General features: G+C 59.3%; 20 protein-coding genes. 11 read left to right on the top strand and 9 right to left on the bottom strand.

Features of this window, described 5'->3' with window-relative positions; genetic code table 11:
- Positions 1-22: 22 nt before the first annotated feature.
- On the bottom strand, positions 23-343 hold the full coding sequence (gene clpS / locus ACR6A7_RS08815) for an ATP-dependent Clp protease adapter ClpS (protein ID WP_033751321.1): 321 nt from the start codon (positions 341-343) through the stop codon (positions 23-25).
- 321 nt (positions 344-664) lie between these two features.
- Between clpS and cspD the strand changes: the two genes are divergently transcribed.
- The gene (gene cspD / locus ACR6A7_RS08810) at positions 665-886 is read left to right on the top strand and encodes a cold shock-like protein CspD (protein ID WP_033751327.1); all 222 of its coding nucleotides are present in this window, start codon (positions 665-667) and stop codon (positions 884-886) included.
- An 81-nt stretch (positions 887-967) separates the two neighbouring features.
- Here the strand turns inward: cspD and ACR6A7_RS08805 are convergent, their stop codons facing one another.
- A complete protein-coding gene (locus ACR6A7_RS08805) occupies positions 968-2,614 on the bottom strand; it encodes a DUF2813 domain-containing protein (protein WP_434124503.1) in 1,647 nt (548 codons plus the stop codon).
- A gap of 105 nt (positions 2,615-2,719) precedes the next feature.
- Here ACR6A7_RS08805 and ACR6A7_RS08800 point away from each other — a divergent pair, with 105 nt between their 5' ends.
- The 3 genes from ACR6A7_RS08800 (at position 2,720) to ltaE (ending at position 6,669) form a co-directional block, all read left to right on the top strand.
- Positions 2,720-3,619 carry a LysO family transporter gene (locus tag ACR6A7_RS08800; protein ID WP_434124502.1) on the top strand — a complete coding sequence of 300 codons (900 nt, stop codon included), beginning with the start codon at positions 2,720-2,722 and terminating at the stop codon, positions 3,617-3,619.
- 100 nt (positions 3,620-3,719) lie between these two features.
- Positions 3,720-5,441, top strand: coding sequence for a ubiquinone-dependent pyruvate dehydrogenase (gene poxB, locus ACR6A7_RS08795; RefSeq protein WP_434124501.1), 1,722 nt, complete (start codon positions 3,720-3,722; stop codon positions 5,439-5,441).
- Positions 5,442-5,667: 226 nt separating this feature from the next.
- Positions 5,668-6,669: a low-specificity L-threonine aldolase gene (ltaE, locus tag ACR6A7_RS08790; RefSeq protein ID WP_434124500.1), complete on the top strand. Its 1,002-nt coding sequence runs from the start codon at positions 5,668-5,670 to the stop codon at positions 6,667-6,669.
- On the opposite strand, the gene ACR6A7_RS08785 is transcribed toward ltaE, so the two are convergent.
- Both ACR6A7_RS08785 and ACR6A7_RS08780 read right to left on the bottom strand, forming a co-directional pair.
- Positions 6,666-7,481, bottom strand: coding sequence for an N-acetylmuramoyl-L-alanine amidase (locus tag ACR6A7_RS08785; protein WP_434124499.1), 816 nt, complete (start codon positions 7,479-7,481; stop codon positions 6,666-6,668). The two genes, ltaE and ACR6A7_RS08785, sit on opposite strands and share 4 nt — an antisense overlap.
- On the bottom strand, positions 7,478-7,798 hold the full coding sequence (locus tag ACR6A7_RS08780; RefSeq protein ID WP_434124498.1) for a heavy metal-binding domain-containing protein: 321 nt from the start codon (positions 7,796-7,798) through the stop codon (positions 7,478-7,480). Before ACR6A7_RS08780 ends, ACR6A7_RS08785 begins: the two co-directional genes overlap by 4 nt.
- 107 nt (positions 7,799-7,905) lie before the next feature.
- On the opposite strand from ACR6A7_RS08780, the gene ACR6A7_RS08775 reads away from it, so the two are divergent.
- From ACR6A7_RS08775 to ACR6A7_RS08750, 6 genes are all read left to right on the top strand, one after another.
- Complete coding sequence (locus ACR6A7_RS08775; protein WP_434124497.1) at positions 7,906-8,451, top strand: lipoprotein; 546 nt, start codon at positions 7,906-7,908, stop codon at positions 8,449-8,451.
- A 189-nt stretch (positions 8,452-8,640) separates the two neighbouring features.
- Complete coding sequence (gene artP / locus ACR6A7_RS08770; protein ID WP_434124496.1) at positions 8,641-9,369, top strand: arginine ABC transporter ATP-binding protein ArtP; 729 nt, start codon at positions 8,641-8,643, stop codon at positions 9,367-9,369.
- Between the two features lie 15 nt (positions 9,370-9,384).
- Positions 9,385-10,116, top strand: coding sequence for an arginine ABC transporter substrate-binding protein (artJ, locus tag ACR6A7_RS08765; protein ID WP_434124495.1), 732 nt, complete (start codon positions 9,385-9,387; stop codon positions 10,114-10,116).
- Between the two features lie 6 nt (positions 10,117-10,122).
- Complete coding sequence (artQ, locus tag ACR6A7_RS08760; RefSeq protein ID WP_434124494.1) at positions 10,123-10,839, top strand: arginine ABC transporter permease ArtQ; 717 nt, start codon at positions 10,123-10,125, stop codon at positions 10,837-10,839.
- Positions 10,839-11,507 (top strand): arginine ABC transporter permease ArtM, encoded by a 669-nt coding sequence (gene artM / locus ACR6A7_RS08755; protein WP_434124493.1) that lies wholly within the window; start codon positions 10,839-10,841, stop codon positions 11,505-11,507. Before artQ ends, artM begins: the two co-directional genes overlap by 1 nt.
- A 117-nt stretch (positions 11,508-11,624) precedes the next feature.
- Positions 11,625-12,356 carry an arginine ABC transporter substrate-binding protein gene (locus ACR6A7_RS08750; protein WP_434124492.1) on the top strand — a complete coding sequence of 244 codons (732 nt, stop codon included), beginning with the start codon at positions 11,625-11,627 and terminating at the stop codon, positions 12,354-12,356.
- A gap of 63 nt (positions 12,357-12,419) precedes the next feature.
- On the opposite strand, the gene rlmC is transcribed toward ACR6A7_RS08750, so the two are convergent.
- Positions 12,420-13,622 (bottom strand): 23S rRNA (uracil(747)-C(5))-methyltransferase RlmC, encoded by a 1,203-nt coding sequence (gene rlmC / locus ACR6A7_RS08745; protein WP_434124681.1) that lies wholly within the window; start codon positions 13,620-13,622, stop codon positions 12,420-12,422.
- Between the two features lie 216 nt (positions 13,623-13,838).
- Here rlmC and ACR6A7_RS08740 point away from each other — a divergent pair, with 216 nt between their 5' ends.
- A complete protein-coding gene (locus ACR6A7_RS08740; protein ID WP_434124491.1) occupies positions 13,839-14,981 on the top strand; it encodes a glycosyltransferase family 9 protein in 1,143 nt (380 codons plus the stop codon).
- 30 nt (positions 14,982-15,011) lie between these two features.
- Here the strand turns inward: ACR6A7_RS08740 and ACR6A7_RS08735 are convergent, their stop codons facing one another.
- The 4 genes from ACR6A7_RS08735 to potG all read right to left on the bottom strand — a co-directional run bounded on the left by ACR6A7_RS08735 (position 15,012) and on the right by potG (position 18,504).
- Positions 15,012-15,479, bottom strand: coding sequence for a YbjO family protein (locus ACR6A7_RS08735; RefSeq protein WP_434124490.1), 468 nt, complete (start codon positions 15,477-15,479; stop codon positions 15,012-15,014).
- A 74-nt stretch (positions 15,480-15,553) separates the two neighbouring features.
- On the bottom strand, positions 15,554-16,399 hold the full coding sequence (gene potI / locus ACR6A7_RS08730; RefSeq protein ID WP_434124489.1) for a putrescine ABC transporter permease PotI: 846 nt from the start codon (positions 16,397-16,399) through the stop codon (positions 15,554-15,556).
- Complete coding sequence (gene potH, locus ACR6A7_RS08725; protein WP_434124488.1) at positions 16,396-17,361, bottom strand: putrescine ABC transporter permease PotH; 966 nt, start codon at positions 17,359-17,361, stop codon at positions 16,396-16,398. The genes potI and potH overlap by 4 nt, the downstream gene beginning before the upstream one ends.
- 9 nt (positions 17,362-17,370) lie before the next feature.
- Positions 17,371-18,504, bottom strand: coding sequence for a putrescine ABC transporter ATP-binding subunit PotG (gene potG, locus ACR6A7_RS08720; RefSeq protein ID WP_434124487.1), 1,134 nt, complete (start codon positions 18,502-18,504; stop codon positions 17,371-17,373).
- Positions 18,505-18,539: the final 35 nt, after the last annotated feature.

Raw genomic sequence — 18,539 nt, 5'->3', positions numbered from 1 at the left:
CCTTCACTATATGAGGGCGAGTTCAGGCTTTTTCCAGCGTACACAGCAATGGATGCTGATTCTCCCGCGCGTACTTGTTCACCATAGCGACTTTGGTCTCGGCTACTTCGGCGGTAAAGACACCGCAGATCGCCTTCCCGTGATAGTGAACTTTCAGCATCAGTTGCGTTGCACGTTCAACATCATAAGAAAAGAACTTTTGCAGAACGTCAATAACAAATTCCATAGGTGTATAATCGTCATTATTCAGGATGACTTTATACATAGAGGGCGGCTGCAGTCCCTCTTTTGCTTTGTCTTCGGCCAGGTGTTCAAAGTTAAGCCAGTCGTTAGTATTTGCCATAATGTTCCGTTGAAATTCTGCACATCGGTACGGACGATTTGCTGTCCATACGTAGAGTTTAACACGCCTGTCAAGCACGCCTCGGCTACAGCGATTTTTCGCGAAAAAAACCGCGCGCGACCTGTATCACAAAATTCGCAATAGCGTTAACTGACTCAAATTTTGATGATTTTATCCCTGCGCTCTCCGGTGGTTTGCTTGACGCCAGGGGCCCTTTCTCTACATTCTACAGACACAAGCTGATTGAGTTTTAAACAAACTCGACCCCAGCTTTAATTTACTCACCTGATTATCAAAATGTCTTGCGAGGGAAGTAAAAGCATGGAGACGGGTACTGTTAAATGGTTCAATAACGCCAAGGGCTTCGGCTTTATCTGTCCGATCGGTGGCGGAGAAGATATCTTCGCGCACTACTCTACGATTCAGATGGATGGCTACAGAACATTAAAAGCCGGGCAACAAGTTCAGTTTGATGTTCATCAGGGCCCAAAAGGCAATCATGCCAGTCTGATCGTGCCGGTGGACGTTGTACAGCACGCCTGAACGGCTATCACCCCATTCTGAACGCTCCCCCAAAAAATGCCAGCCGTGTCGCTGGCATTTTATTTTATTGCGCACGTGCGGTTAATCCGCTTTGCCGCGCGCCAGCCACATCACGCGCGAAAACAGCTGGCGCATCAGCGGCGGCATCGCCTGTTCTCCGCGCTCAGCGGCGGCGGTCGCGACGGCAATGGCCAGCTCCGGCTTGGAGGCGTGCTGGAGAGCTTTGCTAATAATACGCCTGGGGCTCATCGCCGCATTTAACGGCAGGTGCGCCATCTGCAGATAGACCGCTTTAAAGCCTGCGCCGAACAGGTAGTGCTCCATATCAGGCGCCGGCAGCTGCGTCAGGTAGTGGTCACTCTCATCGTGCGGCGCCAGCTGACTGCGCGCCGTGGCGGCATATTTATTGCCAGCGTCGTCGCCGTCGGTCAGCACATGCCAGGCGATGCCCATGCGCGCGGCGAACCTCAGCAGCGGCTTCAGGCCCGCCTGCGCAAACTCGATCACCTTCACCCCTTCCGCCGCGAAATGGTAGCCGCACTGACGCGCCAGCTCGTTGATGATCCAGACTTCGGTTTCGCCTTCCACCAGCAGCCAGCAGCGGGCGAACAGTGCCGACGGTCGGTTAACGCGAATATGAAAACCGATACGGCGGCTCTCTTCGGCGCTCAATCCCTGCGGGCCGATGCGCCAGGCGGCGACGCGCGTCGGTTCGCGCACCAGCCGACAAACATTTTCCACCGGCGTCAGCGACAGCAGTTCGCCGGAGTTGGTAGTGGCGATTTTCTGCAGCGGGATAAGATCGAGCAGGTTCCAGGTCACCGACAGCATAATCGGATGCAGCCGGGTTTCCGGATCTTCTATCAGCAGCAGCGGGCGCGCGTCGGGCGAGAGCCCCACCGCGCCGCGCGCCTGTGCCAGCAGAACGAACATGCGCAGCAGCACGATCTGCTGACTGCGCGAATCGGTTTCGCCGATCAGCTGATTAAGGCGATCGAGCGCGCGCCAGCCGTGTGCGCCGTCGCGGTTTTGCGGGTCGCTGCGCCGCGCGCCGTCCGCGGCGGGCTGCAGCACCAGAAAATAGTGCTCCATCAGCTGCTGCAGGGTGGCGACGCCCTGCCGCAGCGTTTCATCGCTGAGCTGATGGGGCTGCGACGCCAGCTGGCGCGTCAGGCTGCCGATATCCGCCGCCAGCGCGCGCATCTCAGCGCTTCGCGCTGGACCATCGCTGCTGTCGTGCCGCGCGCGGCGACTAAAGCGCGCATCGCGTAGACGCAGCACAGGATGCTGCCGCACCAGCTGGCTTATTGCCTCTTCGCTGCCCGCCGACGGCAGCGCCTCGCCCGCCGCGCGCAGAAAGCGGCGCGAGGCTGTCACCTCGGTTTCGTGCAGTCGGGCGCGGGTGCTGAAGTAGAGCCAGCGCGTCCCCTGCGCGTCGCGCTGCCAGAAGGGCGAGAAAACCGCTGCCTGTTCGCTGCCGTCGTCGCGAAAATGAAACACGATTTGCAGCCGCCGCATCGGCGTTTCGCGGTTGCCGGGCGTGAAGTGGAAATCGTGCCGGGTAAACTGATAAGGGGTCTCCTGCGGCGCAAGCAGCAGGCTCAGCGCGTCCAGCAAACTCGATTTGCCCCAGGCGTTTTCGCCGATTAGCAGGGTCGTCTGGGTGAGCGGCAGCGATAAATGATTAATGCCGCGAAAGCCGGTAATCTCAATATGTTCCAGAATCATGCCCCTCTCTCCTCAGGTTCAGCCAGGCCGCTGTAATACAAGGGTTTACTCTATCAGGCTTTTTCGCTAGCGTGTCCGCACTCTCTGCAAGGAAATGCATTCGCTATGTATTCTGGGCTTCTTATTATTTTGCTGCCGCTGGTGGCGGGCTGGCTGTTGCCGCTGCGCCAGCCCGCTTTTTTACGTCTGGTAAATCGACTGCTGGGCTGGATGGTCTATATCATTCTCTTCTTTATGGGCATCAGCCTCGCCTTTCTCGATAATCTCAGCCGCAATCTGCTTAGCGTTTTTCATATCGCGTTGGTCAGCGCGCTGGCGATCCTGCTCTGCAACCTGCTGGCGCTGCGCCTGCTGGAAAAAAAACGTCCCTGGCAGCACAAGCACAGGCAGGAAGCGCTGCCGTCGCGGCTGCGTATGGCGCTCGACTCGCTGACGCTGTGCGGCGTGGTGGTACTGGGCTTTCTGACGGGACTGACGCAGCTCGCTTTTCTGCGACACGCCTCAACCGCCAGCGAATATGCGCTGATCTTTCTGCTGTTTCTCGTCGGGGTGCAGCTGCGCGGCAGCGGCATGACGCTGCGCCAGATTCTGCTTAATCGACGCGGCATGCTGGTGTCGGTGGTGGTGCTGCTGAGCGCCCTGTTGGGCGGCGCCATCGCCGCCGCGCTGCTCGGTCTGCCGCTGAAAACCGGCCTGGCGCTGGCCAGCGGCTTCGGCTGGTACTCTCTTTCCGGCATCCTGATGACCGAAGCGTTCGGCCCGGTGATTGGCAGCGCCGCCTTTTTTAACGACCTGGTGCGCGAGCTGACCGCCATTATGCTGATCCCGGCGCTGATCGCCCGGCATCGCTCCAGCGCCCTCGGGCTGTGCGGCGCGACGGCGATGGATTTCACCCTGCCGGTGCTGCAGCGCGCGGGGGGCAATGAAATCGTGCCGGCCGCTATCGTGCACGGCTTTGTGATGAGTTTACTGGCGCCGCTGCTTATCGCCTTTTTCTCCGCGTAACGCGCAGCGCACTTTTTCACGGCTGCGCGCGCGAAACCTCGACTAGTCTTCTCTTTTTGTCCGCCATCGGGAAGATGGCTTACAGCCAGAGGAGAGTACGATGAAACAGACCGTTGCGGCGCTGATCGCGAAAACGCTGGAAAACGCCGGCGTCAAACGTATCTGGGGGGTGACCGGAGACTCCCTGAACGGGCTGAGCGACAGCCTGAACCGCATGGGCACCATTGAGTGGATGCCGACGCGACACGAAGAGGTCGCCGCCTTCGCCGCCGGCGCGGAAGCGCACGTCAGCGGCGAGCTGGCGGTCTGCGCCGGCTCCTGCGGGCCAGGCAACCTGCATCTGATCAACGGCCTGTTCGACTGCCACCGCAACCGCGTGCCGGTACTGGCGATCGCCGCCCATATCCCCTCCAGCGAGATCGGCAGCGGCTATTTTCAGGAGACGCATCCGCAGGAGCTGTTCCGCGAGTGTAGCCACTACTGCGAACTGGTCTCCAGCCCGGAGCAGCTGCCGCAGGTGCTGGGCATCGCGATGCGCGAGGCGATCCTCAATCGCGGCGTCTCGGTGGTGGTGCTGCCGGGCGACGTGGCGCTGAAGCCCGCGCCAGAGGGCGCGTCGGCCGCCTGGTATCCGCCGCTCCTGCCGCAGGTTCTGCCCCAGGAAAGCGAGCTGGCGCTGCTGGCACAAACCCTGAACGAGGCCAGCAATATCACGCTGCTGTGCGGCAGCGGCTGTGCTGGCGCCCATGATGAAGTGGTGCGACTGGCGGAGACCCTGAAGGCGCCCATCGTCCATGCGCTGCGCGGCAAAGAGCATCTTGAGTACGATAATCCGTATGATGTCGGCATGACCGGGCTGATCGGCTTCTCATCGGGCTATCACGCCATGATGAACGCCGATACGCTGGTGCTGCTCGGCACCAAATTCCCCTACCGCGCGTTCTATCCCGAACAGGCCAAAATCATCCAGCTCGATATCAATCCCGGCAGCCTGGGCGCGCACTGCCATCTTGATCAGGCATATGTCGGCGCGGTGAAGCCGACGCTGCAGGCGCTGCTGCCGCGGCTGGAGAGAAAAACCGACCGTCATCATCTCGACAGCGCGCTGGAACACTACGCCGACGCGCGCAAAGGGCTGGATGAGCTGGCTAACGCCAACGATAAGCAGGCAATCCATCCGCAGTATCTGGCGCAGCAGATCAGCCACTACGCCAGCGACGACGCGATTTTCACCTGCGACGTCGGCACGCCCACCGTCTGGGCGGCACGCTATCTGAAGATGAACGGCCGTCGCCGCCTGCTCGGCTCGTTCAATCACGGCTCAATGGCGAACGCCATGCCGCAGGCGCTCGGTGCCCAGGCGCTGAACCGCGATCGTCAGGTGGTAGCGCTGTGCGGCGACGGCGGCTTCAGCATGCTGATGGGCGACTTCATCACCCTGGCGCAGCTCAGGCTGCCGGTGAAGCTGGTGATCTTCAATAACAGCGTGCTGGGCTTTGTCGCCATGGAGATGAAGGCGGGTGGCTATCTCACCGACGGCACCGAGCTGGATAACCCTGACTTCGCCGCTATCGCCGAGGCGTGCGGCATTAAAGGGCTGCGCGTAGAGAAGGCGTCCGAGCTTAACGGCGCGCTGGAGCAGGCGTTTGCGCATCCCGGTCCGGTGCTGGTGGATGTCATCACCGCCAAAGAGGAGCTGGCGATGCCGCCGCAGATCAAACTGGAGCAGGCGAAAGGTTTTAGCCTCTATATGCTGCGCGCCATCCTGAACGGTCGCGGCGACGAAGTGGTGGAGCTGGCGAAAACCAACTGGCTGCGGTAAAAGAGAGAAACGACGCTGGGCGCTGATGTTTCTTTCAGCGTGCTCAAAGCCTGAGAAGCGGGTGGCATGGGCAGAAGAGCAAAGCGTCCCGCGTCAGGGATGACGCGGGCCGAGCGCGCATGGATGCCTTGAGCGACTTTGCGATCGGCCCATGCCACCCGCTTCGGCACCTGTTGGCATTCTTAACGGGCGTTTACGCCCGCTTTTCTTTTCTCAGGAGAGCAACGTGATCGATTTACGCAGTGATACCGTAACCCGGCCGAGCGCCGCGATGTTGCAGGCGATGATGACCGCCGAAACCGGCGACGACGTCTATCGCGACGATCCCACCGTCAATGCGCTGGAGGCGGAAGCCGCGCGGCTCAGCGGCAAAGCGGCCGCGCTATTCTTCCCGACCGGCACTCAGGCCAATCTGGTGGCGCTGCTGAGCCACTGCGAGCGCGGCGACGAATATATCGTCGGCCAGCAGGCGCATAACTATAAATATGAAGCGGGCGGCGCGGCGGTGCTGGGCAGTATTCAGCCGCAGCCAATCCTCGCCGCCGAAGACGGCACGCTGCCGCTGGACTTAGTGGCCGCCGCCATCAAACCGGACGATATCCACTTTGCCCGTACCCGCCTGCTTAGCCTGGAGAACACCCACCACGGCAAGGTGCTGCCGCTCGACTATCTCGCCCGCGCCTGGGCGTTCAGCCGCGAGCGCAAGCTGGCGCTGCATATTGACGGCGCGCGCATCTTTAACGCGGTGGTGGCGCAGAACGTCACGCTGGAGGCGATTGCCCGCTACTGCGACACGCTGACGATCTGCCTGTCGAAAGGGCTGGGCACGCCGGTGGGATCGCTGCTGTGCGGCGATGAGGCCTACATCGAGCGCGCGCGCCGCTGGCGCAAAATGGCGGGCGGCGGCATGCGTCAGGCGGGCATCCTGGCGGCGGCCGGCCTCTATGCGCTGCAGCACAACGTGGCGCGGCTGAAAGAGGATCACGACAACGCCGCCTGGCTCGGCCAGCAGCTGCAGCAGGCGGGCGTCGAAGTGGTGGATCAGCAGACCAACATGCTGTTTGTGCGCGTGCCCGCCGAGCAGATCGCGCCGCTGAAAAACTGGTTCGCCGCGCGAGACGTGCTGCTAAGCGTCGGGCCGGTAACGCGCATCGTTACCCATCTGGATGTCGACCGCCATGCGCTGGAGCAGCTGGTGGCGCACTGGAAAGCCTTCCTGCAGCGTTAATCGCCATACTTCTCCAGCAGCGCTTCGGCAATCGCCAGCGTCTCCGCGTCCGGCAAGCCGCGGTAGTCCGCCGGACGAAAATGCATCTGGAACGCCGCGATCAGCCGCTGCTGCTGACGCGGCGTGGCGGCGCCGCTCACGTCGTAGCCGTAGCGCGACAGCGCCGCCAGCAGCGTCTCCATCTCAACCGGCGTCTGCGCCGCCCTGCCCACTAAATAGTGCTGCACGCGCGACGTCTCCGGCCAGGCGCCAATCCCCTGCCGCGCCAGCTGCCCCCAGGGAAACAGCGGCCCGGGATCCTGCTTGCGCTGCGGCGCAATATCGCTGTGGCCGACGATATTCTGCGGCGCGATGGCGTAGCGCCGGGCGATATCCTCCACCAATAGCGTCAGCGCGGCGATCTGCGCCTCGGTAAAAGGCTGCCAGTCGCGCCCGGTCAGGGTAGGCGTATAGCCGCGGTTCACCAGCTCGATGCCGATAGAGGTGTCGTTGAGGCGCGTCGCGCCGCGCCAGAAGCTCGGCCCCGCGTGCCAGGCGAGCTGCGGCTCCGGCACCAGCTGCCAGATAATGTGTTTTCCGGCGCGCCGCGGCGGCTGGCGGGGAATAAGGTAGTGGGCGCTGACATCGCGATCGGTCAGGGTCGCCAGCGACGAGGGAAAATCTTCGGCGGTATAGTGAATCACGATCGCTTTAATACGCGGCCTTGCGCCGTAAGCCGGATGCTGCGTATCGACCCAGTAGCCCTGCCGCGATTCCAGTCCGCTCTGGCAGCCCGCCAGCAGCAGCGCCAGCGCGGCGATCAGCAGCCTCAACGAAGTTTCACCGCCGTGCCGCTCACGCTGACCATCAGCATGCTGCCATCTTTGCCGACGGTTTCATAATCGATATCAATGCCGACCACCGCACTGGCACCCAGCGCCTTCGCCTGCGCTTCCAGCTCCTCGAAGGCGATTTCGCGCGCCTTGCGCAGCTCTTTCTCATAGGCGCCGGAGCGACCGCCGACTACGTCGCGGATGCCGGCGAAAAAGTCGCGGAAAATGTTAGCGCCAAGGATCGCTTCGCCGGTGACGACGCCGCAGTAGTCGCTGATGCTGTATCCTTCCAGCGTAGGCGTGGTAGAAAATTTCATCGTTCTCTCCAGATATGAAACAGGGGACAAGGCTCTTTCAACTAAAAAGCACGGCTATACTCTATGCTAAAAATAGCGCTTTGCCAGAGAACAATAAGGAAATCGAGATGAGAAACAAAGCCTTTGCGCTGCTGCTTCCGGCTGCACTGCTGCTCTCCGCCTGTACCACGGTGGAGCCGGTCATTAAGGACAACGGCCCTCGCGCCGCCCCCTGCGTCGACGGCGGCCCAGACAGCGTCGCGCAGCAGTTTTACGACCTGCGCATTCAGCAGCCGACGCCTGGCCTGCCGGGCAGCGATCGGCTGGCAAAATATCGCCCCTACCTGAGCGACCGCCTCTATCTGGCGCTGCAGCAGGCGAATACCCAGGGCAGCAACGCCACGGCGCAGTGGCGCAGCAGCGATCTCTTCTCCAGCCTGGCGCAGGGTCCAACCGCCGCCAGCGTGGCGGACAGCTCGACCATCCCGAACCGCGACGCGCGTAATATTCCACTGCGCGTCGAGCTGAGCCGCGACGGCAAAAAGTGGCAGGATGAGGTGCTGATGATCCGCGAAGGCAGCTGCTGGGTAGTGGATGACGTGCGTTACGTCGCCGACTGGGCGCATCCTGGCGGCGGCACCCTGAGCCAGACGCTGGAGCAGGCGAGAAAATAATATCCTGCGGCGCGCGGCTTTCATGCGGCGCGCCTCTTTTGCCTGCCCCTTCCTGCCGCTAAGTGGCGCGATATTGTGCTACGCTTTATCTGTTTCGCTGCAGTTTAATAAATTTTAACCCACTTCATTTGCATAACTATTCTGGTACGGTTAAGATTCGCGGCACTAATGGCTATTCAAAATTTGCGCATGAGTATTCAACTAAACGGGATTAACTGCTTTTACGGCGCCCATCAGGCGCTGTTTGACATCAATCTGGATTGCCCGCAAGGCGAAACGCTGGTGCTGCTCGGCCCAAGCGGCGCGGGGAAAAGCTCACTCCTGCGCGTGCTTAACCTGCTGGAGCAGCCACGCTCGGGCAGTCTGAAAATCGCCGGCAACCATTTCGACTTCAGCAAGACCCCGTCCGACGCCGCCATCCGCGAACTGCGTCAGAATGTTGGCATGGTTTTCCAGCAATATAATCTCTGGCCGCATCTTACCGTGGTGCAGAACCTGATCGAAGCGCCGTGCCGCGTGCTGGGCCTCAGCAAAGCGGAGGCGCGCGCGCGCGCCGACAAGCTGCTGGATCGCCTGCGCCTTACGCCTTATGCCGATCGCTTTCCGCTGCATCTCTCCGGCGGCCAGCAGCAGCGCGTCGCCATCGCGCGCGCCCTGATGATGGAGCCGCAGGTGCTGCTGTTCGACGAGCCGACCGCCGCGCTCGATCCGGAAATCACCGCGCAAATCGTCAGCATTATTCGCGAGCTCGCCCAGACGCACATTACCCAGGTCATCGTGACGCACGAAGTGGAAGTCGCCCGTAAAACCGCCAGCCGCGTGGTCTATATGGAGAACGGCCATATTGTGGAACAGGGCGACGCCAGCCGATTTACACAGCCGCAAACCGAGGCGTTTGCACATTATCTTTCGCATTAAGTCAGGAAGCTCTCAATGAAAAAAATCGTACTTGCTGCACTGCTTGCTGGTCTGAGCCTGAGCGCGTCTGCGGCGCAGACTATTCGCTTCGCCACGGAGGCCTCCTATCCACCGTTTGAATTCGTTGATTCCAGCAACAAGATTCAGGGCTTTGACGTCGACCTGGCGAACGCGCTCTGCAAAGAGATGAACGCCACCTGCACCTTTACCAACCAGGCGTTCGACAGCCTGATCCCGAGCCTGAAGTTCCGCCGTTTCGACGCGGTAATGGCCGGTATGGACATCACGCCCGAGCGCGAAAAACAGGTGCTTTTCAGCAAGCCTTACTACGATAACTCCGCGCTGTTTATCGCGCAGAAAGGCAAAGTGGCCGACGTGGCCGCGCTGAAAGGCAAGCGCGTCGGCGTGCAGAACGGCACGACGCACCAGAAATACCTTAACGATCGGCATGCCGATATCACCACCGTGCCCTACGACAGCTATCAGAACGCGGTGCTGGACTTGAAAAACGGCCGTATCGACGCGGTCTTTGGCGACACGGCGGTGGTCAATGAATGGCTGAAGCAGAACGCCAGCCTGGCGGCGGTCGGCGATAAAGTCACTGACAAAGCCTACTTCGGCACCGGCCTCGGCATCGCCGTGCGCCAGGGCAACACCGACCTGCAGGCGAAGTTCAACGCCGCGCTGGAGAAGGTCAAGGCTGACGGCACCTACAAAACCATCTACAGCAAATGGTTCCAGCAGTAATCAACCATGAGTGAGTTCTATCCTCTCGCCAGCGCCGCCGGCATGACCGTCGGCCTCGCTGTTTGCGCCCTGATCGCCGGCCTTGCGCTGGCGATGTTTTTCGCCGGCTGGGAATCGCTGCGCATTAAGCCGCTGGCGTGGATCGGCACGGCGCTGGTGACGCTAATCCGCGGCCTGCCGGAGATCCTGGTGGTGCTGTTTATCTATTTCGGCGCCTCGCAGCTGCTGCTGGTGCTCTCCGACGGCTTTACCCTTAATTTCGGCCTGTTCCAGCTGCCGGTGCAGGTTCAGATTGAGAACTTCGACGTCAGCCCCTTTCTGTGCGGCGTGATTGCGCTGGCGATCCTCTACTCCGCCTACGCCTCGCAAACCCTGCGCGGCGCGCTCAAGGCGGTGCCGCAGGGTCAGTGGGAGTCGGGTCAGGCGCTGGGCATGAAGAAGTCCGCCATCTTCCTGCGCCTGATTATGCCGCAGATGTGGCGCCACGCGCTGCCCGGGCTGGGCAACCAGTGGCTGGTGCTGCTGAAGGATACCGCGCTGGTGTCGCTGATCAGCGTTAACGATCTGATGCTGCAGACTAAGAGCATTGCGACCCGCACCCAGGAGCCCTTTACCTGGTTTCTGATCGCCGCGGCGATCTATCTGGTGATTACGCTGCTGAGCCAGGCGGTGCTGCGCCGTATCGAGCTGCGCACCACCCGCTTTGAGCGAGGGAATAGCTGATGCTGAGCTACCTGCCTGAAATCCTGAAAGGGCTACACACCAGCCTGACGCTTACCCTGGCGTCGCTGCTGGTGGCGCTGGCGCTGGCGCTGCTCTTCACCGTGGTGCTGTCGCTGAAAACGCCGCTGCTTAATCCGCTGGTGAAAATCTATATCACCCTGTTTACCGGCACGCCGCTGCTGGTGCAGATCTTCCTGATTTACTACGGTCCGGGACAGTTTCCCAGCCTGCAGCGCGTTCCCTGGCTGTGGCATCTGCTGTCGCAGCCCTGGCTCTGCGCCATGCTGGCGCTGTCGCTTAACAGCGCGGCCTATACCACGCAGCTGTTTTATGGCGCGATGCGTGCCATCCCGGCAGGTCAGTGGCAAGCCTGCGCGGCACTCGGGATGAACCGCAAAGATACGCTGCGCATTCTGCTGCCCTATGCGTTCAAGCGCGCCCTCTCCTCCTATTCCAACGAGGTGGTGCTGGTGTTTAAAGGCACCTCGCTCGCCTACACCATTACGCTGATGGAAGTGATGGGCCACGGCCAGCTGCTGTACGGCCGCACCTACGACGTGATGGTGTTCGCCGCCGCCGGACTGGTCTATCTGGTGGTAAACGGCCTGCTGACGCTGATGATGCGGCTGGTCGAACGGCGAGCGCTCGCCTTTGAGCGCAGAAGTTAATATCCAGGCGAGCAATGCTCGCCTTTTTCATTTTTACTCACAAATATTGCATAAAGATTCATTTACTGGCATCGTGTCAACCATTCCGCCTCTGGCATGGTTTTCAGGAGTAATACGATGAAAAAATGGATCCTTGCCGCCGCGCTGGCGACGCTGACCCTGAGCGCCCACGCGGCGGAGACAATCCGCTTCGCCTCTTCCGCCACCTACCCGCCGTTTGAATCGCTGGATCGCGATAATCAGATCGTGGGCTACGATATCGACCTGGCGAAAGCGCTCTGCCAGCAAATGCAGACGGAGTGCACCTTTACCAATAACGCCTTCGACAGCCTGATCCCTTCGCTGAAGTTTCGCCGCTTTGACGCCGTGATCTCCGGTATGGATATTACCGACGATCGCAGCAAGCAGGTCGATTTCACCCAGCCCTATTACGCTAACTCCGCCATCGTCATCGCGCGCAAAGGTAAGTTCAGCGATTTCGCCTCGCTCAAGGGCAAACGTATCGGGGTCGAAAACGGCACCACGCACCAGAAATATCTGCAGGAGAAGCATCCTGAGATCGTTACCGTCGCCTATGACAGCTATCAGAACGCTATTCTTGATATGAAAAATGGCCGCCTTGACGGTGTATTCGGCGATACGGCCGTGGTAAATCAGTGGCTGAAGACCAACGGCGATTTAGCGCCGGTCGGCGAGCACGTCACCGATAAGGCTTACTTCGGCACCGGTCTGGGCATCGCGGTGCGTAAAGGCAACGACGCGCTGCGCGACAGGCTAAACGCCGCGCTGACGACGCTGAAGAGCAACGGTGTGCTTCAGGAGCTCAATCAGAAATGGTTCCCTGAGTAAGACGCGACTATGGGCTGGCGGACGGGCGTCCGATCGGTTCTGCATCGTTCCTGGCTCAGAGGCTCAGGACGCTGGCCCACCCTCTTCCGCGCGACGGCGCGTCAGCAGGCAGAGCACTTCAAAGTGCGCGGTATGCGGAAACATGTCGAACAGCTGCACGCGCGTCACGCGATAATCCGCCAGCCGCGCGATATCCTGCGCCATGCTCTCTGGATTGCAGCTTGAGTAGAGAATGTTATCCGGCGCCATGCGGCTGAGATAATCGCACAGCGCGGCGCCGATACCGCGCCGCGGCGGGTTGACCAGCACCAGATCGGGCACCGCGTCGCGCCCGGTGGCAAAGGCGGTCGAATCCAGCGCGGCAAAACTCACCTTTTTCAGCCCCAGCATCTCGGCCGACCGCTGCGCGCAGGCGATCGCCTCGGCGCTGATCTCAATACCTGTCAGCTGCATCTGCGGCGTGGCGCAGTGCAGGCCGAAGCCGCCGACGCCGCAGAAAAGGTCCCACATGCTGCTGATGCGCAGCTCGCCGACCCAGTCCCGTGCGGCGGCGTAGAGCGCGGCGGCGACCTGCGGGTTGGTCTGGAAAAAGCTTTGCGGACGGATCCAGAGCGGCACCTGATTGAAGTTTTCCGCCAGCGACTGCGACGGCGTTAGCGCAATCTCCTCCTCCCCTTCCAGAATCGCCATGTGCACCGGCTGTATATTCGCGGAGATGACCTTGAGCTGCGGCAGCTGCTGCTGCAGCCAGGGCAGCGCGGCGCGCAGCTGATCCAGCTTCTCGTGCGAGCGCAGCACAAAGCGCAGCATCATGCCACCCTGGGTGCTTTCGGTCAGCAGCAGGAACTTCAGCTCGCCGCGCCTGCGCGCCACGTTATAGGGGGTTAAGCCCGCGCGGGCGATAAAGGGCTTCAGCGCGGCGAAAACCGGCGCGAAGCTGTCTGGATAGAGCGGGCAGGCGCAGAGATCCACCGCGCTGCCGTCGCGCTGCACCATGCCCAGCACCGGGCGCTCTACGCTGCCGCTGACCACCATCTTCGCCTTATTGCGAAACGCCTGCTGCGCCGAAGTGACCGGCGGCAGCCACTGCGCTACCGGCTGCTGCGCCAGCAGCGACTTCAGCCGCGACGCTTTGTCGCTGAGCTGCTGCGAATAGGGTTTTTCCAGCCACTGGCATGAGCGGCAGCGGTGGGCGTCATAGAGCGCGCATTGCATGGGGTAAGGCCTGTGTTGATCATAGGAAGGTCGGGCGGAGTGCGATTGTATCACCGCCTGCGGAAAAATGCGCGGCTGCCGGCCGGGAAATGATCGACAAGGAATAACTTATTACCAACATATTAAAAACAACCGTTTCTAATACGCAATACTTATTTATCTGCAGAGCAATTTTCGCAATTACCCCGCGTGTTAAAATCCGTTTTTTATTAGCCTTCCTTCATCAGGAAGAGCAGCACAACTCAAACAGGATAACAAGGACGCCTTATGATCTTTGCGCAGGGGTTTAGAAGAGTAATTAATAAAATAAGAGCGCTAAACAGGCAAAGAAATTATTTCCTGAAAGGAATAAAAATTAAATTAAGGTTAGCACTAGCAAAAATCCTCTGGGACAGAAGAAAAAAAGCATCGTGGAATCCTGACAAAGTACAAAAAATACTCATCATCAGAAACGAAGGAACGATAGGTGATGTTATTGTCTATTCATCCTTTATTGAGGCACTGAGTAAGAGAGGTTATTGCATTGACATTCTTTTAACCGAAGCCAATAAGACGGTCATAGAATATAACCCTTACATCAGAAAGGCCTACGTTTGTGAAAACGCCACGACTGAAGTTTTTCTCAAGTCTTTTACACCTTTAATTAGTAGAGAGATTGTCTCAACGCTCCGGGAAAACCATTACGACCTGGTGATTGATCCTTGCCTTGAAACGCCTGTTCACAGAGTTAAGCTTTTGCATGATATTGACGCCAAAATGGCTATTGGCTTCAATAAATGGCACTGTATTAATCACTATAGTAAATCGCTCGATTTCGCCTCAAAGGATCAACACATCACGCAGTCTGTTGCTCAACTCGCCGCCGCGCTGAAAATTGAAAATATAAAAAGCATACCCTATAAACTACATATCCCAGAAAATGTTCAAAGTGACGTGGTGAACTTTCTGCATCATATGGGAAAGCAGCGTGTCGTATTGATCAATATTTTTGCAGGCAATAAGGAGAGATGTCTTTCACAGGAGCAACTGGCTAACATTATTAATAAACTGCTAAATAGCTATTGCAACGTGAAGATAATAATTCTTGACCACTTAAATAAAATTGATAAATACATGAGTGATTTTGCGGTGATTAATCCCTTTAAGACGTTACATCACGCTATGGCGTTGATTGCCTCCGCTGATTTGATCATCACTCCAGACACATCGATAGTCCATATTTCAGCCGCATGGGAAAAACCGCTCATTTCAATCTATAAGGACATCGACGATAACAATATGCTATGGGCGCCAGGCTACTCGAATGCCAGCCAGATTATATTTCATCGCCGACAATTATCCCAGGTGGCGAAAATTGAAGAGGCTATTGCAGTGGAAATCGACAAAAGGTCGTTATTAGAAAAAGCCTGAACGATACCTCACAAGCGGAGCGCAATAGTCTCACCGCTTGCGGAAAAATGCGCGGCTGCTGGCTGGAAGAAACAGCAGCCCCAGCACCAGCAGATCGGGCAGCTTTTGCATCAGCGTATGGTGAACGATCTGCGCGTTATTCGCACCGCTGATGCTGAAAATTTCCGGATAGATGCCGCCGGTGGAAGCCGTCAGCATGTAGAGCAGCACCACCAGCTGTGTTGCCGCAAAGCCCCAGCGGCTCTGATTGCTGCCGCGCAGCAGCATAAAGGCGCAGCGCAGCTCGTAGAAAAAGATCAGCTGGCTGGCGATAAAGATAAGGGTGGAGTCCCACGCTTGTGCGCTACGGTGAACAAAGTTGACCATCTCTTCGAAACCCAGCTCATTCGCCAGCATCAGCACGCTCAGGCAGCGTGTCGCAATAATCGCGATGCCCGCAACCGTCACCGGTACGGGCGCGAGAGAGATAAAATCACTTTTTTTCAGGATTTCCGACATGGCTGACTCCGTAACCGTACCTGTGCGAGGCGGAAAAAATCCGCCCGCATCTATAGTGGCAAAGGTTAAGGATTTCAGCCACGTCTCGCCTTCTGAATATCACGAATACGCTGCTTTTCTTCGTGCGCCATCCAGCGCCAGGCGATAAAGCCCACCAGTCCAACCACAAAGAGGATTAGCGACGCCAGCGCGTTAATCTCCGGGTTTACGCCGCGCCGCACCGTGGCAAAGATCGCCATCGGTAAGGTGGTCGCGCCCGGCCCGGTGACGAAGCTGGCGATCACCAGATCGTCCAGCGACAGCGTAAAGGCGAGCAGCCAGCCGGTGACGATCGCCGGGGCGATCATCGGCACGGTAATCACAAAAAACACCTTGAGCGGCGTCGCCCCCAGGTCCATCGCCGCCTCTTCAATCGAGCGATCCAGCTCGCGCAGGCGCGAGTTGATTACCACCGCCACATAGGCGGTACAGAAGGTGACGTGCGCCAGCCAGATGGTCAGCATGCCGCGGTCGCTCGGCCAGCCGAAGGCGTTGCCCATCGCGACAAACAGCAGCAGCAGCGACAGGCCGGTGATCACGTCGGGCATCACCAGCGGCGCGGTCAGCATAAAGGCGAAGCCGGTATGGCCGTGGAAGCGGCCAAAGCGCACCACCACCACCGCCGCCAGGGTGCCGAGCACCACCGCCATGGTCGCGCTCAGCGCGGCGATGGTCAGGCTGAGTCCAACCGCGTCCAGCATGGCGCTGTCCTGAAACAGCACGCGATACCAGTGAAACGAGAAACTCTCCCACACCGTCACCAGCTGCGAGCTGTTAAAGGAGTAGACCACCAGCAGCAGCATCGGCGCATAGAGAAACAGGAAGCCGCAGATCAGGATGGCGGTGCGCCACGGCGAGCGGATCGCAGGCAGCTGATTCATTCCTTCTCTCCCATTTCACGGTTTTGATGCTTGTGGAACCAGACGATCGGCAGGATCAAAATTAGCAGGATAATCACCGCCAGCGCCGAGGCGACCGGCCAGTCGCGGTTGTTAAAGAACTCCTGCCACAGGATGCGGCCAATCATAATGCTGTCCGGGCCGCCCAGCAGCTCCGGGATCACGTACTCGCCCACTGCCGGAATAAACACCAGCATTGAACCGGCGATAATGCCCCCTTTAGTCAGCGGCACGATAACGCTGAAAAAGGTCTTCAGCGGCTTCGCGCCAAGATCGAGCGAGGCCTCCACCAGCGAGTAGTCGATGCGCGTCAGCGCGGTATAGATCGGCAGCACCATAAAGGGCAGATAGCAGTAAACGATGCCGATATAGACCGCCGTATTGGTATAGAGGATCACCAGCGGATGATCGATCACCCCCAGCCACATCAGGAAACGGTTCAGGATACCGTTGTTGTTGAGCAGTCCCATCCAGGCGTAGACGCGCACCAGGAATGAGGTCCACGACGGCAGGATCACCAGCAGCAGCAGGATGGTACGCATCGAAGGTTTGCTGTGCGCCACCGCCCAGGCGAGCGGGTAGCCGACCAGCAGGCAGATCAGCGTCGAAATCGCCGCTACCTTCAGCGACTGCAGATAGGCGTCCACATAGAGGGGATCCTCGGTGAGCGTCAGGTAGTTACCAAAATTCAGCACCACGTTGAGCTGATCGTCGGCCCAGCTAATCAGCTCGGTATAGGGCGGGATCGCGCGCGCAATATCGGCGAAGCTGATCTTCAGCACGATTAAAAATGGCAGCAGGAAAAAGAGCACCAGCCAGATGTAGGGCAGCGCGATCGCCAGCTTGCGGCCGTGGCGCATTTTCATGCGCGTCGCCCAGCGCTGCAGCGGCGTACCGGCCAGCCTGGCGCGCGCCGGTTTGCTGGAGTGAAAAAGTTGGCTCATCGCATCTCCTCAGGCAGTCAGCACGACGCAGCTGTCAACATCCCAGCAGAGGCGCACTTCGTCGCCCCAGGTCGGCAATCCTTTGCGGAAGCGGTGGGCGTTCTGCAGCTGGGCGCTGATCATCTGCCCGCTTTTCAGGCGCACGTGAAAGATAGAGAGATCGCCGAGATAGGCGATGTGCACCACTTCCCCCACGGCAAAGTTGTAGCCGTCCGCCGGCACCTCGTCGCACAGCATCACTTTCTCCGGGCGGAGCGCGACGTGTACCGGCACGTTGTCCAGCACCGACACATCGGAGTCGACCTTCAGCGGATGCATCAGCCCAGGGCTGTCGATCACCAGACCATCCTCCTGACGTTCGCGCAGCAGTCCGCTGAAGACGTTCACCGAGCCGATAAACTCGGCGCTGTAAACGGTGGTGGGATGCTCATAAATCTCTTCCGGCTCGCCGATCTGCACAAACTTGCCGCGGTTCATAATGGCGATGCGCCCCGCCATGGTCATCGCCTCTTCCTGATCGTGCGTCACCATGACGCAGGTGGCGCCGACGCGCTCCAGGATATCCACCACTTCCAGCTGCATGCGGTCGCGCAGTTTTTTATCGAGCGCGCCCATCGGCTCGTCGAGCAGCAGCAGCTTGGGACGCTTCGCCAGGCTGCGCGCCAGCGCCACGCGCTGCCGCTGGCCGCCGGAGAGCTGATGCGGCTTGCGCTTCGCGTACTCCTGCATATGTACCAGCGCCAGCATCTCCTGCACCCGCGCCGTAATTTCACCCTTAGGCAGTTTGTCCTGCTTTAGGCCAAAGGCGATATTCTGCTCTACCGTCATGTGCGGAAAGAGCGCGTAGGACTGGAACATCATGTTTACCGGACGCTGGTAAGGCGGCACGTGAGAGAGATCCTGACCGTCCAGCACAATCTGGCCGCTGGTCGGCGGCTCGAAGCCCGCCAGCATGCGCAGCAGCGTCGATTTGCCACAGCCCGAGGCGCCAAGCAGCGCAAAAATTTCGCCTTTGTAAATGGTCAGGCTGACGTCGTCCACGGCGTGCTGTCCGTCGAACGATTTGGTCAGATTGCGGATCTCCAGCAAGGGCGTAAGCGCCTTTGCGGTTTTAGGTTGGGGACGAGGGATCGCGTCATTCACTAACAGTTTACTCCGGTCTACGCGGAACGGCTAAG

The sequence above is a fragment of the Pantoea phyllosphaerae genome, from assembly GCF_051025595.1.
Classification (GTDB): Bacteria; Pseudomonadota; Gammaproteobacteria; order Enterobacterales; family Enterobacteriaceae; genus Pantoea.
This window is presented reverse-complemented; position numbering and strand designations above follow the sequence as displayed.

Bases quoted from the DNA above. Each gene is read 5' to 3' on its own strand.
- ACR6A7_RS08800 (WP_434124502.1), top strand. From the start codon at position 2,720: ATGTATTCTGGGCTTCTTATTATTTTGCTGCCGCTGGTGGCGGGCTGG.
- ACR6A7_RS08740 (WP_434124491.1), top strand. From the start codon at position 13,839: ATGATCTTTGCGCAGGGGTTTAGAAGAGTAATTAATAAAATAAGAGCG.
- cspD (WP_033751327.1), top strand. From the start codon at position 665: ATGGAGACGGGTACTGTTAAATGGTTCAATAACGCCAAGGGCTTCGGC.
- artJ (WP_434124495.1), top strand. From the start codon at position 9,385: ATGAAAAAAATCGTACTTGCTGCACTGCTTGCTGGTCTGAGCCTGAGC.
- ACR6A7_RS08735 (WP_434124490.1), bottom strand. From the start codon at position 15,479: ATGTCGGAAATCCTGAAAAAAAGTGATTTTATCTCTCTCGCGCCCGTA.
- clpS (WP_033751321.1), bottom strand. From the start codon at position 343: ATGGCAAATACTAACGACTGGCTTAACTTTGAACACCTGGCCGAAGAC.
- ACR6A7_RS08805 (WP_434124503.1), bottom strand. From the start codon at position 2,614: ATGATTCTGGAACATATTGAGATTACCGGCTTTCGCGGCATTAATCAT.
- artP (WP_434124496.1), top strand. From the start codon at position 8,641: ATGAGTATTCAACTAAACGGGATTAACTGCTTTTACGGCGCCCATCAG.
- potH (WP_434124488.1), bottom strand. From the start codon at position 17,361: ATGAGCCAACTTTTTCACTCCAGCAAACCGGCGCGCGCCAGGCTGGCC.
- artM (WP_434124493.1), top strand. From the start codon at position 10,839: ATGCTGAGCTACCTGCCTGAAATCCTGAAAGGGCTACACACCAGCCTG.
- ACR6A7_RS08750 (WP_434124492.1), top strand. From the start codon at position 11,625: ATGAAAAAATGGATCCTTGCCGCCGCGCTGGCGACGCTGACCCTGAGC.
- ACR6A7_RS08780 (WP_434124498.1), bottom strand. From the start codon at position 7,798: ATGAAATTTTCTACCACGCCTACGCTGGAAGGATACAGCATCAGCGAC.
- ACR6A7_RS08775 (WP_434124497.1), top strand. From the start codon at position 7,906: ATGAGAAACAAAGCCTTTGCGCTGCTGCTTCCGGCTGCACTGCTGCTC.
- artQ (WP_434124494.1), top strand. From the start codon at position 10,123: ATGAGTGAGTTCTATCCTCTCGCCAGCGCCGCCGGCATGACCGTCGGC.
- poxB (WP_434124501.1), top strand. From the start codon at position 3,720: ATGAAACAGACCGTTGCGGCGCTGATCGCGAAAACGCTGGAAAACGCC.
- potI (WP_434124489.1), bottom strand. From the start codon at position 16,399: ATGAATCAGCTGCCTGCGATCCGCTCGCCGTGGCGCACCGCCATCCTG.